The following is a 13884-nucleotide window of genomic DNA, read 5'->3' on the forward strand; positions in this document are numbered from 1 at the left end:
GTCGACGATCGACGCTCCGATCCGCTTGGGCGGATCGCCCTTGAAGCCGGTGGTGTACATGATGCCGGTCGCCGCCTGGATGACCGGATCGTAGGCCGGGTCGTCGGCGCGCGGACCGGTGGTGCCGAAGGCATTCACCGAGCCCACGACGAGCTTCGGATTACGTGAGACGAGCATCGCGGGGTCGAGACCGATACGCGACATGACGGACGGGCGCATGTTCTCGATCAGGATGTCCGCTTTGTCGATCATGTCCACGGCCGTTGCCAGTCCGGCCTCGGATTTCAGATCCAGGACTACGGACTTCTTGCCGTATGCGGTTTCCGTGAAGAACAAGCCGTCCCCGTCGAACGCAGGGTACGAGTGGCGTCCGTCATCGCCGGTGCCGGGCCTCTCGATTTTCAGGACGTTGGCGCCCAGCGCCGCCAGGTTCCGGCCGACCATCGGACCGCTGACGTAATTGCAGATCTCGACAACCGTGCGACCTGCCAACGCGTTTCCGATATCGATCATTGCGTTCCTCCAACTTCCGCAGCCGTGCGAGTGTCCGCAAGTTCGGTGCCGGCCACATATCCGAGAGTCATGGCGGGTCCGAGCGTCGAGCCTGCACCGGGGTAGCCCGTAGAGAGTGGATGGGCAGACACATTGCCCACTGCGAACAGGCCCGGCACGACGGAACCGTCGGTGCGTAACGCACGTCCGCGGGCATCGGTCGCAACACCACCCGCGGTGCCGAACGCGCCCGGCAAGAACTCCATGCCGTAGAACGGTCCGATCTCCACGGGCGCGAGGTTCGAGTTCGGGTAGGGGTTGGTGGCATCTCCGCTGTACTGATCGTAAGGACTGTCGCCGCGATGGAAGTCCTCGTCCACTCCTGCCTCGGCGAACTTGTTGAAACGCTCGACGGTGGCGGTGAGCGCCTGCGCCTCGAGTCCGAGCGACTCGGCGACCTCCGTGAGGCTCGCACCGGTAGTGATCCATCCGGGGAGTTCGTCGCCCGCGGCATACGTGAGGAAGCCGTACCGCTCGAGGAAGCGATGATCGAAGACGACGAACATACGCAGCGGAATGCCCTTACTGCGTGAAGCTTCCAGCGCGGATCGAATCAGGCTGTTGTAGTCCTGTGCCTCGTTCACGATGCGCTCGCCTGTGCTGTCCACGATGATGACGCCGGGAGACTGCCGCTCGGAGCGGATGTGTCGGCCCACCCGCTGCCCATCGACCTCCTGCCCCGGCACCGACACCATGGGCGCCCACCACGCCTCGTCCATGTGGTCGAGACGAACGTCGATGCGCTCGGCCATGCGGTGTCCGTCACCCGTGTTGTGGGGCGGGCTGCAGCGGATCGGAATCGGCATCGGCAGATGCTCTTCCATCATCTCGGGATTCCACTCGAAGCCACCACAGGCGAGCACTACACCGCCGGTCGCGGCGATCTGCCGGCTGTCGACCGACACTCCGCGGACAGAGCCGCCCTCGTCGACCAATTCCTGTGCCGGGGCATTCACTGCGAAGTCGACACCGGCTTCCAGGCACGCCTGGAAAATCGGGCCCACCAGTGCCGCACCGCGCGCCACGATGCCCTTCGCTGTGCGCTCTCGCAGTTCGTCCCAGGGGAAGTTCGCCCACGAACCCCACTGTTTGAACTCGATCATCGAGTACTGGAGCAGGTTCTCGTCGCGGCGGAGAATATCCTTCCACTCACCGAGCTGACGAGAATCGTACGTGGTCGGCTGCATCGCGCGACCGTAGCGCGATCCCGCGAGGCCCAGTTTGTAGTCGGGATACCCGAGGGAAGCCACCAGTTCGAGTGAGGTCCGTTCACGCAGGAACGACAGCATGTCGTTCGCGTGGTCGAGAAACGCATCGACGACCTCTCCGCCGCCGACCGTCTCGGTGAGATACGTACGTGCGCTCTCGATGTCGTCGTCGATCCCACCTTCTGTCATCCCGTCGTTGGCGGGGATCCAGATCGTGCCGGCGGACACGGCAGACGTTCCGCCGATCTGACTCGACTTCTCCAGCACGAGAACGGACTGGTCTGCGGACGCTGCAGTGAGCGCGGCGACGAGGCCGCCGGCGCCCGATCCGACCACTACGACGTCGTATCGGTCCGAGAGATCTTGCTTTCCGAGTATCTTCATGAATCTTCCCTTGCGCTCGGCGGCTCGGCCCTTGACACCTCGACGTCCGGGTGTGCGGTCTCGCAGGTGTAGGCGGCCGCTGGGGTCATTTCTTGGGGGCTGCGTCGAACATGCTCGAACGCGCGGTGATCAGCGATCGCATATTGGCGACCCCGCTCTGGTATCCGCCGCCGACCTCGAGCATCGCCGACGAGTTGCCGGCAGCGTACAGCCCTTCGATCGGCCGGCCGTCGTAGTCGAGAACTCGTCCCACCGCATCGGTATCGAGCCCGGTGGTAGGGATTCCGGTGCCGACGAGGACCGGTCGCATTGCGTAGAACGGTCCGACGGCTACCGGACCGAGGTTCGGGTGCTGGCCGGCCTGGTGGTCTCCGTAAGAGACCTGGGAGTACATCCGCTCGCCTCGGCCGAATTCGCGATCCACTCCGTCTGCGCAGTCGGCGTTGAATCGACGGACCTGGTCGGAGAAGGCATCAACGTCGACACCCATCTTTTCTGCGAGCCCTTCGATCGAGTCGGCGGAGACGACATCCCATTCCGGCGGGAAATCCGTTCCCGGGGAAATCGAGGAGAACGAGTACTCGCTTCGGAACTTGGTGTCGAACACCCACCAGCACGGCCAGTTCGCGAATGCCTGTCGCCGGCCGTCGATCGTCTTGAGCGCATGTCCGATTGCGGGATAGAACGATTCGTCACAGAAGCGCCGACCGTCACCGTTCACGAGAATCGAGTACGGGTAGGAGACGGCGCGGAAGATGCCGGTCATCGCCTGTCCGTCGTCTTTCCGACCGGGGATGGGGTACCCGAGCCGCATCGGCTTGGGTTCGCTCACGACGCGAGCGCCCAACGGCGCGGTCAGTCGGAAATGATCGCCGACGACCGAAGGGGGCGTAGCCGAGGCCACGTCGGGGATTCCCTCGAAGCCCATCATCGCCCTGGGGTCCCAGTCGTACGCCCCGGTTGCGATGAGGACGCCGAAGCGGGCCCCGAAGCTCCGCCCGTCGTCTATGCGCACGCCCGTCACACGTCCGTCTTCGGCGACGAGTTCCGACACCGAGGTCGACGTCATGATCTCCGATCGCGCTTCGATAGCACCGCGGAGGAACAGCGCCGCGAGACCTGTGCCCATGCACAGTTCGTCGTCGGCTTCACGCTGGTCGAGCAACGACCGATCCCACGTGTGGCTACGTGCGATCCCGCCGAGTTTCCACATGTCTTCGTGCGTGAGCCGATACTGGACATGCGGAGAGACCCTCAGGAGCTTCCGCCACTGGCCCAACGACGCACCCGGGTACGGGTCGACTTCGAGAAGCCGTCCTTCCCTGCGCGCATCGGGAAACTCACCGTAGTAGTAGTCCGGCAGGTCGTCGACGATCCGGAACTTGGCATCCAGGAGTTCGGTGAAGTACTCGAGTGTCGGGTTCGCGTTGTCCGCATAGAAGCGCACGTGTTCCTCGTCCGCGAAACCCATGCCGAGGCGGCGCAGATACGCCGCACCGGCTTCGGCCGAGTCCTCGATCCCCGCTGCACGCTCGAGGAACGAGCCCGCCACCCAGAGCTGACCGGCGGAATACGCAGTCACCCCACCGAGAGTGTCGGTCTTCTCGATCAGCAGAGCCGAAAGACCGCGTTCTTTGGCAGCGGTCATCGCAGCCAATCCCGCGAGGCCCCCACCGATTGCAATCACATCGAACGTCGCGTCCATCGACGCCGCCTTTCTGCTCGTGATGTCGTCCCACCAGTGGCGAGCGCAGCGGCCGAGCGAGAAAGATCGCTCCCGCGATGGGCCGGCATAGGGGGATCGAAGTACTTGTCTCGCACTGTGAATGGATGCAGTCGCGCTTCACAATCCGCATCGTGGCCAGAGTGAAGTAGCGTCACTGAATTCAGAAATCTATATTCTATTTTCTATTGGGATAAGGACCGGGCATGCCCGCCCCGAGGGAGCCGCCGGGCGGTGCGCCCGCCGGCCATCCCCAATCAGCCGCCCAAACGCAAACCGGCAGCACGCGTACCGAACACATCGGTAGCGAACACTGCACCGAGTTTTTCTGCTTCCCAACGCTTTCCGTTGTTCGACACCGTCGCAATCGGCGTCCAGCTCCGCAACCACGAAATGTTCTCACCCAGCGCCTTGATCACCTGACCGCTGACATGCCCGGCCTCCGGACTCGCCAACCACGCCACGACCGGCGACCCCAACGACGGATCCTTCGGATCGAACACGTCATCGGTACGCTGATCGGGCTCGACCGCCTCCGCGCGACCCGGCATCGTCGCCGACATCCGAGTGAGACCACCCGGACTGATCGCATTGACTGTGGCACCGATCGATGCCAGCTCCAGACTCAGCGTCTGGGTCAACCCCGCGATCGCGGCCTTCGCCGGAGCGTAATTCGTCTGACCGAAATGCCCCTGCAGCCCGGCGCCCGACGTGGTGTTGATGATTCGGCCGTACACCTTGCCGCCGGATGCCTTCGACTCCTCACGCCACTTACGTGCCACCGCACGACTGGTCAACCACGAACCCCGCACATGCACCCGCATAACCAGGTCGAAATCCTCGGCGCTCATGTTCCAGATCGCCCGGTCCCGCACGATCCCGGCATTGTTGACCACGATGTCGAGACGGCCTAGCTGCGAATACGCCCGTTCCACCAGCAGATCCACCTGCTGCTCGTCACCGACGTCACTGAAATCCGAGATCGCCCGGCCACCGCGATCCTCGATGACCTGCACCACCTCGTCGGCAACCTTGCCGGTGCCCTCGCCGCTGACCGAAGTCCCCAGATCATTGACGATCACGGTCGCGCCATGACCGGCCAACTCCAACGCATGTGCGCGACCGATACCGTGACCGGCGCCCGTAACCAGCGCGACCTTACCCTCGAGCAACTTGCCCATGAAATGTCTCCTTCTACTGGAAGATTCGCTTTTACCGATCGGTTGCTGCAACAGGACGGAAGATCGTCGCGTCGAGCTCGTAGGTCAACGACCGGAACGCAACCTCTACTGCCATCCCGACCTCCAGCTCGTCGGGTTCGCACCCTTCGATATTGGTCATCACGCGCGGACCTTCTTCGAGTTCCACGAGAGCCGCCACATACGGCAACCGTGACTTGAACGGGTGAAGGTCGTTCACATACACGGTCGAATACGTGTACAACGTGCCGCGTCCGCTGGCTTCGACTGCGGTTACGTCCTCACTCCAACAGAACGGGCAGAACGGTCGCGGGTAGTGGTGCACCTTGTCGCACTCACCGCACTTCGCGATCAGCAGCTTTCCTTGCTTGGCCGCGTCCCAGTAGGGAGCGGTCGCCTCGTCGACGGTCGGAATGTCCGCGCGCGGCTTTTCCGGTCCAGCAGTCTTCTCGGATGCGGTCTTCTCGGTCATCGTCCCTCACCAACCCACGTAGTCGGCGTCGCGCTTCTCTACGAAAGCTTGCACGCCTTCTTTGCTGTCCTGCGAATAGCCCTGAATCTCCTGCGCCATCGCTTCCGCGACGAAGGACTGCGTGCGGTCGACGTCGGGGGAATCGTTGAACAACCGCTTCGTCAGGGCGATCGCGCTGGTGGGCGCGACAGCCAACCGAAAGGTGAATTCATTGGTGGTTGAGTCCAGTTCTTCGGCCGGAACGACGCGGTTCACCAATCCCAGTTCGAGAGCGTCACGTGCCGACAACTTGTCCCCGAAGAAGACCATCTCCTTGGCACGCTGCACCCCGATGCGGCGGGGCAGCAGGTAGGCACCGCCTCCGTCGACGACAAGACCACGCTTGACGAACGACTCCGCGAAGTATGCGCCCTCGGAAGCCACTACCAGGTCCGATGCATATGCCAGATGCGCGCCTATGCCGGCAGCTGCACCCTGCACGACCGCAACGACCGGCTTGGGGCAGTCGAGGACCGACGCGATCAGACGCTGCGCACCGGTCATGATGGTGTGCATCGCTCCGGTGACCTTCTTGACCTTGGTCGCACGATCACCCGACAGCCTGACCACATCCGCACCCGCGCAGAAATGCCTGCCGTTCGCACGCAATACGACGACGCGCACGTCGGGGTCTCCCCCAGCTTCCTCGAAGAGGCGGATCAACTCGTTGCGATCATCGGGCCGCAGGGCGTTCGCGGCATCCGGCCGGTTGAGCGAAATCGTCAAGATCCCGCCCTCCAGCTGCCGAAGCACGCTCTCCGTACGCTGTGTCTGTCCGTCAATGACGTCGGTCACCGAATCCTCCTCGACCCATGGTCTGTCGTAAGCTGTTCTGTCGTCAGGGCGCCGTGTACTCGACTCGAAGATGCTTGATCCCGTTCAGGAAATTGGCGCGCAGCACATCCGGCTCACCGATGGTGTGGATATCCGGGAAGCGCTCGAAGAGCATCCGGAACGCAACGTGCATTTCCAAGCGGGCTAGGTGAGCGCCCAGGCAGAAATGCGGGCCGGGAGCGCCGAAGGCCAGGTGCGGATTCGGATCGCGGGTGATGTCGAAGTCATACGGGTTCTCGAAGACCGACTCGTCGCGATTCGCCGAGCCATACCAGAGCACCACCTTGTCGCCCTTGTTGAATTCCTGGTCGCCCAGTCGGACGCCGTCGTGGGTGACGGTGCGGCGCATGTGCACCACAGGACTGGCAATGCGGAGGATCTCCTCGATCGCCGTGGGGGCGTATCGATCGTAATCGGACAGCCACTTGTCGCGCTGTTCCGGGTATTTCGTGAGCAGATGCAGGCCGTGTGAGATGGCGTTGCGGGTAGTCTCGTTCCCGGCGCCGACCAGAAGAATAAAGAACTTCGCCATTTCCTGCGGCGTGAGATTCTCCGCGTCGTTGGCGGCGACCAGCCTCGTGATGAGATCGTCCTGCGGCTCGGCGATCCGCTCCTCGGCGAGGTCGTTCAGGATCGCGATCAGCCTCTTGCTTGCCGCTGTCATTGCCGAGGCGAGCCCTTCGGAGCTCTGATCCGGCACGTACTCCGGGTCCACCGCGCCGAGCAGGACATTGGTCGCCTCGAGGATGAACGCCTCGTGCGACCTTGGAATGCCGAGCAAATTGTCGATGATCCGCAGCGGCACCAGCGCGGCAAATTCGGAGACGAAATCACAACCATCACTCGGCATCCCGTCGAGGATCTCGGAGACGGTCGCTTCGATATCTTCGCGGATCGACGACAATGCCTTGTTTGTGAACCCACGAGACACGATCTTCCGCAATCGCGCATGCTCAGGGTTGTCCATGTCGATGAACGAACCCCGGTATTCACGAAGTTTCGCCGGCTGGTCGAAGATCTGCGTACCCTCACCCGAGCAGAAGTCCTCCGGGCGTCGCGATACTTCCAGAACATCCGCGTGCCGCGTCAACGCCCAGAACCCTCGCGTACCAACCGGAACGAACGCTCGCGGGTTTTCTCGGCGCAACGACGCGAAGAAGTCGTCACGCTCGGCGGAACGGTACTGCCACCAATCCAGGTCCATCAAGAGCGACGCCACCGACTCGGTCCCCACCATCACAACCTGCCTCGAATTTCTCGCGGACACGACCCCGTGCCGCCGCGGTTATTTCCTTGATTCTGGCAGTAATGTCACTATTACACAACAGCCATGAACAGGGTTTTTGCCGATGGTTCATGAGATACGATTCCATGAACTGGCTTACCCGTCACAATTTGGAGACCACGCATGCCGGACCACTTCCCCGCCCCCGCGCTGGTGATCAGCGAATGCCAGCGCGGCATCCTCGACCCGACGTCATCCGTATCTTCCGGGCTCGCACGCGAGGCCGCCGAGCGAAGCATCGTCAGCCGCACCGCGTCGCTCGCACGGCAGTTCCGCGATCGTGGACTACCCGTGGTGCACTGCATCATCGAGCATCGCGCCGACCAGCGCGGGATGCTTCCGAACTCGTACCTCGGCACGATGGCGCTGCGCACCCGCAGCTTGATCGCCGGCACGCCGGATGTGGAGATTCCATCCGAACTCGGACCCGAGCCTGACGACATCGTGAGCAGTCGCGCAACCGGTATAACCGCCTTCTACGGCACCGACCTCGACGCGATGCTCCGCCTCGAAGGCGTTCGCACCATCGTCCTGGCCGGCGTCTCGACCAACGTAGCGATCCCCGGCCTGGCGAGCGAGGCGGTGAACCGTGGTTATCACGTGGTGCTCGCCGAGGACTGCACTGCAGGAACGTCTCCACAGGCACACGCCGCGATGTTGGAGAACCTGATCGGGGCACTGGCCCGCATCATGCCCTCCGACGATATCGTGGCGCGCCTGCCGAAGAATCGATAGTCAGACTGCTTGCATGGAAAGGCTTTCCGCGTCGGAGACAGCATCACCGTTGATCGAGAAGCCACCGTCGACTGTAACCATCGACCCGGTTGCGAACTCGGCCTCATCGGATACCAGCCAGGTGGCAGCGTAGGCGATGTCCATCGGGTTGCCGATACGTGTCAGGCGGCCGCCCCCAGTGTGGTGGCCGGAGTCGCCTTTCGACGCGACCACACGGCCGACGAGAATGCAGTTGGCCCGGATTCCATCCGCACTGCCCTCGACCGCGAGAGATCGTGTCAGGCTGTTGACTCCGGCCTTCGCCGCGCCGTACGCCGCGAAACCCTTGAACCCGGATAGCGATTGACCGGATGAGATGTTGAGGATGGATGCCCCTTCTGCCCGGACAAGATGCGGCCACGCGTATTTTGTTGCCCAGAAAACATTTCCGGTCAGAGTTCCGGTCATGATTCGTTCCCACTCCGCAGTGTCGTACTCGTGGAGGGGCTTCATAGTGCCGGCTACCGCGTCGGTGGGGGCCGCATTGTTCACCAGGGTCGACAGTCCTCCGAACCGTGCGACGACTGCCTCGACGACCTCTCGGATGCTCGCTTCCGACGTCACATCGAGAGAGAAGAACTCGGCTTCTCCACCCGCCGCCCGGATCCTGTCGACGACCTTCTGCCCGCGCTCCACCGTACGTCCGGTGACTGCGACACGTGCGCCCTCCGCGGCGAAGTGTTCCGCCATGGATCTTCCGATGCCGCGGGTGGAACCCGTTACCAGTACGGTCTTGCCCTTCAGTCGATCACTCATAGTGTTGCCTTTCATCAAGGGATATAACAAGCTCGGACAACGCTGCATACGCAAAGCAGGCCGGGCCGCCTTCCCGCATCGCAGGAAGGCGGCCCGGCCGGAGTTCACAAGGTGCCGCGCAATCTCTCCATCGCGGTCAATCGGCGCCGAACGAGACCGAGCGAGGCAGCTACGTTTTTGCCGGCAGCATCCTGTGTCTCGAGTTCGTTCAGGCGGGCGCGTGTCGACTCGATTTCGTCGTCGAGCCGTTCCCCGGCCTCGTCCTTGGTGAGCAGGTCCTGATCGGTCCAATCGGAAGCGTCGATTTCCTTCTCGTGAGCCATTTTTCGTACCTGCTACTGTCCGTCGGTACGAGGGAAGTTGTAAAGCTTACGAGCGTTGAGTTCGACGATCTTGTGTGCATCCTCGTTCGGCACGTCCTGCAGGAGCTTTGCCGTGTACTGGCGGCTGTTGGGCCAGTTCGAATCCGAATGCGGATAATCGCACTCCCACGTGATGTTGTCGATCCCGATCCGATCGCGCCGGGCAACACCTTCGAAGTCGTCGATGAAGCATCCGTACATGTGCTCACGGAACAAATCGGACGGCCGAACGTCCTTGTTTACGTTCTGGTACCAGCGATGCTTCTCCCAGGTCAGGTCGATGCGCTCGAGCAGGTACGGCATCCAGCCGATACCCCCCTCGGACAACGCGACCTTCAGATTCGGGAACTTGTAGAACACCGGAGAGAACAGCAAATCTGCCGTCGCATCCATCGAGTTCGTACCGAACAGCGAGATCATCACTGCCATCGGGGCTTCGGGAGACGTAATCGGGGCCCTGCCCGAGGAGCCGAAGTGCATGCACAGCGGCATACCGGTCTCCTCCGCGGCGCGGAAGACCGGATCCCAATGGTCGGTGTAGAACGAGGGCAACCCCAAGCCGACAGTGTTCTCGGGGAACGTGATCGCCCTGGCGCCCTTGGCGGCGCAGCGGTAGATCTCCTTCGCCGCCTCGGCGGGATCCCACAACGGCACGATTATCAGTGGGATGAACCGGTCCGGGTGGGCTCCGGCCCACTCGTCGAGGTGGAAGTCGTTCCACGCCTTCACCGACAGCAGGGCGAGTTCTTTGTCCTTGCCTTCAAGGAAGACCGTGCCGGCGAACCGGGGAAAGGACGGGAAACACAGCGCGGCTTGTACCCCGTCGATGTCCATATCCTGTACGCGGGCGTTCACGTCATAACAACCGGGAAGCATATCCGAGTACCGAGTCGGGTCCATGCCATATTCCTGGGGCTTCTTACCTGCGACGGCGTTCAGGCCGATGTTCGGATAGATGCGGCCCTCGTACTGCCAGACCTCCGCAAGTTTCGGTGCAGCAGCCTTCTTGCCGTGGCGAGCGGCGTCGAGCAGGAGCGCCGACAGACCCTCGTCGCCATGCTCGGTGCTCATGTCTTTTTCGATGATGCGCGGACCCTCGTCGAGGAACTTCTTCGGCAAGCGGTCCGACCACACGTTCGGCGGTTCGATCAAATGATCGTCCACCGAAATCAAGTGCATATGGTCCTGAAGCGGCACAGCGACTCCTTCGAGGGTCGAGCTGGGACGTGAAAAGGATGGGCAGATCCGGAACGAATCCCACCGCGTATCTGACACGTCGTATTCTAGTGATCGTCATCACAAGCGTCAACCCTCCAGTGACTTAACCTCCTCTTCAGTGCTTACCGGGCAAGAAGCTATGAGCACTTCGCGGTCGAGACGAGAAGTTATCTGACGCTTAGTCACTTATCGGGCGGGCCCTGCCCATGACGCTGTCCGCGGCCTCGAATGCTGCTTCGATCCTGCGATGCCGCTGCCTGACCGACCCGAGGCGCTCCGGGTGGGTCACGATGTACAAATCACCGCGCTCGATGGCGTCGGCTACCGTTTTACCCACCACCTCCGCCTCGAGAAGCGACTGCGATCCGGCCTGCTGCGCGATCGGACCGCCCGGTCCGCCGGGCCGGTTTCGTTCACTGGCGCCAATACGCGACCGGACTTGCCCCGGAACGACAACCCCCACCCCGACGTGAGATCCGCGGGCTGCGAGTTCCTCGTCGAGCGCCTCGGTCAAACCCACCACCGCGAACTTCGTCGCCGCGTACGCAGTCAGACGAGGCGCGGCGCGGAGTCCGGCCATCGACGCAGTGTTGACGACGAATCCTGCACGTGACGTGCGCTCGATGATCGGCAGGAACGTCCGTACGCCGTTCACCACGCCCCACAGATTGACGTCCACCAGCCAATGAAAATCCTCGTCGATCAACTCCTCGAACGGGGCCACTCGGGCGACCCCGGCGTTGTTGATTATCACGTCGATCCGGCCGTGCCGAGTGAGAGTCTCCTCGGCCAGTCGTTCGACATCCTCACACCGGCTCACATCAGCCCGGATGCCCAGGACACCAAGGTCGGCTGCCGCATCCAAGAGCGCCGACTGCTCGACGTCGGAGATGACGACGGTCGTCCCGCGGTCACGCAGCGCACGAGCCACGGCAAGTCCGATTCCCGACGCACCTCCCGTCACGACACAGACGGCGCCTGCCAGTCACCGATTCCTCGTGCCATTTGCATTCCCTTCGGATTGTCATTGCCGGACTGTTGCTTCAGGCCCGGTCGGACTTGCTCTCGGCGCGGGCGTCGAGCCCGCCGAGCACGAACCGACCCGTCCACTCGACTTCCGAACGGGTCGGGGCCGTCCCGTTCCACAGGTGACGGCGCATGGCGCCCAGAACGAGATCTGCGATGCAGTCACCGTCGAGCCTGGGATCGGCCCCCAGTTTCGCCAAGGGTTCCGAGAGCAGCTCGCGGAGGGGGTAGAGCAGCTCGTCCGGCGTATTGCCCGAGCCCGAATCGCCGGACTTCTTGAGGGGTTCGAGCACCGCCCGGCTCGTCTGCGCGGCTTCGGTGGCGGTGACCTGGCGCAGCACGCCACGCGTCCACACGAGAATCTGTTCGCGGGGGTCCTTCGCCCGCGACATGCGTTCGCGCAGGTAATTCGTGACCCGCAGCGTTCCCTGCTCCAGCACTGCGAGCAGGAGATCATCTTTACTCGGGAACGAGCGGTACAACGTCTGATTCGAAATACCCGCTGCCGCCACGATCTCCGAGACGGAAGGGATTGCGGGTGCGGACTTCTCGATGAGTTCGAGTGTTACCGCAAGGATCCGCTGGATCTCGTCCTCCGCGGACTTCCGTTGCCGTGCCGTCCGACGCTCGGCCGCCTGCGCGACTCTACGGGAGACTGCCGATGACTGTAATTCTGATGTATCTTTCTTCACAGTGGGTAATCCGATTCTGATCCGAGGATATTTATGACTCCCAGTATGAAGGACGACGCCCAACACATGGCGTCGGATCCGCAGTCGCCCTTCGATCTGTTCAGCCTCACCGGCAAGGTCGCACTCATCACCGGTGGCAGTCGCGGGATGGGCAAGGAAATGGCACTCGCCTTCGCGCGGGCCGGCGCCGACGTCGTCGTCGCCAGCCGCAAACTCGAGAACTGCGAAGCCGTGGCCGCCGAGATCGAACAGACCACCGGCCGCAACGCCCTGGCCTACGGATGTCACATGGGCCGATGGGATGAGATCGAAGGCCTGGTCGACGCCGCATACGAGCGGTTCGGGCGCATCGACATCCTCGTCAACAATGCCGGCATGTCACCGGTCTACGACGACGTCACCGACGTGACCGAGAAGATGTACGACAGCGTCCTGAATCTGAACCTCAAAGGCCCGTTCCGGCTCACCCAGCTGGTCGGAACGCGAATGAAAGCGCAAGGTTCCGGCTCGGTCATCAACGTCAGCAGCACCGGTTCGCTGCGACCGATGGGGTCGATCATCCCTTACGCCGCCGCAAAGAACGGCCTCAATGCGATGACCGAGGGCTTCGCCCAGCTCCTGGGGCCCGAAGTCCGGGTCAACACCCTCATGCCGGGGCAGTACCTCACCGATATCGCCGCGGCATGGGACATGGACCACACCAACCGGATGTCCGAGCGCCTGCACCTCAAGCGCATCGGAAATCCACACGAAATTGTCGGCGCAGCACTGTTTCTCGCAAGCGCCGCATCGAGTTACACCACCGGCGCCATCGTCCGCTCGGACGGCGGCATCCCGTGACCGACCGCGACAGGTCACTTCTCGACGAACTTGCCATCCGCAAGCTGACCGACGCCTACAGCCACGCCGTCATGCGGGGCGACGGATCTGCAGCCGCGGCATGTTATTCCGAGAACGGAATCCTCTCCGCATACAACGCGCCGGATGTCGTCGGACGAGACAGGATCGGGTCGATCCTCGACAGTACGCTGGCCCCGCTGAAATTCATGATTCTCACGTGCACGAACGGCATCGTCGAGGTCGCGGGCGACACCGCCGTGGCAAGTTGGTCCGTGTCTGAATGGCTGGCAGTCGACGACGGAGACAAGCTCAACTGCAACTTCGGTGTGTACGAGGACACCCTCGTCCGGTTGGACGAAGGGTGGCGGTTCACGCGCCGTCGGTTCCAGGTGTTCGGCCGGGGGCAGGTGCCGTTCTCCGGCAAGTTCTCTCCCCGCCCCAATCTCGAACACGACTACACGGTGCCCCGTTTCCTGGATCCGGCGTAATCGCCCCGCACTTCACGATCCGGCAGACCGTA

General features: G+C 62.8%; 15 protein-coding genes and 1 pseudogene. 3 read left to right on the plus strand and 13 right to left on the minus strand.

Translation table 11 applies throughout. The annotated features are described in order from the left end of the window. The 7 genes from Q8814_RS01690 to Q8814_RS01720 all read right to left on the minus strand — a co-directional run. Window positions 1–513 (minus strand): CoA transferase (locus Q8814_RS01690; protein WP_330150268.1); only part of this gene is annotated, 513 nt, incomplete at its 3' end. After that, window positions 510–2144, minus strand: a complete 1635-nt coding sequence (locus Q8814_RS01695) for an FAD-dependent oxidoreductase (protein WP_132472094.1) — start codon at window positions 2142–2144, stop codon at window positions 510–512. The genes Q8814_RS01690 and Q8814_RS01695, both read right to left, overlap by 4 nt. Before the next feature lie 85 nt (window positions 2145–2229). Continuing rightward, on the minus strand, window positions 2230–3849 hold the full coding sequence (locus tag Q8814_RS01700; protein WP_330150269.1) for an FAD-dependent oxidoreductase: 1620 nt from the start codon (window positions 3847–3849) through the stop codon (window positions 2230–2232). A 275-nt stretch (window positions 3850–4124) separates the two neighbouring features. Beyond that, window positions 4125–5048, minus strand: a complete 924-nt coding sequence (locus Q8814_RS01705; protein ID WP_132472092.1) for an SDR family NAD(P)-dependent oxidoreductase — start codon at window positions 5046–5048, stop codon at window positions 4125–4127. A gap of 31 nt (window positions 5049–5079) precedes the next feature. Then, the gene (locus tag Q8814_RS01710; RefSeq protein WP_132472091.1) at window positions 5080–5538 is read right to left on the minus strand and encodes a Zn-ribbon domain-containing OB-fold protein; all 459 of its coding nucleotides are present in this window, start codon (window positions 5536–5538) and stop codon (window positions 5080–5082) included. Between the two features lie 6 nt (window positions 5539–5544). After that, entirely contained in the window at window positions 5545–6372 is an 828-nt protein-coding gene (locus Q8814_RS01715; protein ID WP_330150270.1) for an enoyl-CoA hydratase/isomerase family protein, read from the minus strand. A gap of 43 nt (window positions 6373–6415) precedes the next feature. Continuing rightward, on the minus strand, window positions 6416–7648 hold the full coding sequence (locus tag Q8814_RS01720) for a cytochrome P450 (protein ID WP_330150271.1): 1233 nt from the start codon (window positions 7646–7648) through the stop codon (window positions 6416–6418). A gap of 171 nt (window positions 7649–7819) precedes the next feature. Here Q8814_RS01720 and Q8814_RS01725 point away from each other — a divergent pair, with 171 nt between their 5' ends. Next, window positions 7820–8431, plus strand: a complete 612-nt coding sequence (locus Q8814_RS01725) for a cysteine hydrolase family protein (RefSeq protein ID WP_330150272.1) — start codon at window positions 7820–7822, stop codon at window positions 8429–8431. Here Q8814_RS01725 and Q8814_RS01730 read toward each other — a convergent pair whose 3' ends face one another. The 6 genes and pseudogenes from Q8814_RS01730 to Q8814_RS01755 form a co-directional block, all read right to left on the minus strand. Further along, a complete protein-coding gene (locus Q8814_RS01730) occupies window positions 8432–9226 on the minus strand; it encodes an SDR family NAD(P)-dependent oxidoreductase (protein WP_132472088.1) in 795 nt (264 codons plus the stop codon). A 104-nt stretch (window positions 9227–9330) separates the two neighbouring features. Next, window positions 9331–9549: a hypothetical protein gene (locus Q8814_RS01735; RefSeq protein ID WP_132472087.1), complete on the minus strand. Its 219-nt coding sequence runs from the start codon at window positions 9547–9549 to the stop codon at window positions 9331–9333. A gap of 12 nt (window positions 9550–9561) precedes the next feature. Further along, window positions 9562–10785: an amidohydrolase family protein gene (locus tag Q8814_RS01740; protein WP_330150273.1), complete on the minus strand. Its 1224-nt coding sequence runs from the start codon at window positions 10783–10785 to the stop codon at window positions 9562–9564. Window positions 10786–10984: 199 nt separating this feature from the next. Further along, on the minus strand, window positions 10985–11770 hold the full coding sequence (locus Q8814_RS01745; protein ID WP_330150274.1) for an SDR family NAD(P)-dependent oxidoreductase: 786 nt from the start codon (window positions 11768–11770) through the stop codon (window positions 10985–10987). Between the two features lie 79 nt (window positions 11771–11849). Further along, window positions 11850–12272 (minus strand): hypothetical protein, encoded by a 423-nt coding sequence (locus tag Q8814_RS01750; protein ID WP_330150320.1) that lies wholly within the window; start codon window positions 12270–12272, stop codon window positions 11850–11852. A 9-nt stretch (window positions 12273–12281) separates the two neighbouring features. Then, window positions 12282–12590, minus strand: a pseudogene (locus tag Q8814_RS01755) (helix-turn-helix domain-containing protein); the annotation flags it as partial. Here Q8814_RS01755 and Q8814_RS01760 point away from each other — a divergent pair. Next, the gene (locus Q8814_RS01760; RefSeq protein ID WP_132472178.1) at window positions 12591–13364 is read left to right on the plus strand and encodes an SDR family NAD(P)-dependent oxidoreductase; all 774 of its coding nucleotides are present in this window, start codon (window positions 12591–12593) and stop codon (window positions 13362–13364) included. It begins immediately after the preceding pseudogene. Further along, window positions 13361–13852 carry a nuclear transport factor 2 family protein gene (locus Q8814_RS01765; RefSeq protein WP_158289162.1) on the plus strand — a complete coding sequence of 164 codons (492 nt, stop codon included), beginning with the start codon at window positions 13361–13363 and terminating at the stop codon, window positions 13850–13852. The genes Q8814_RS01760 and Q8814_RS01765 overlap by 4 nt, the downstream gene beginning before the upstream one ends. Window positions 13853–13884 lie beyond the last annotated feature (32 nt).

Source organism: Rhodococcus chondri, assembly GCF_036327435.1.
Lineage (GTDB): Bacteria > Actinomycetota > Actinomycetes > Mycobacteriales > Mycobacteriaceae > Rhodococcus > Rhodococcus chondri.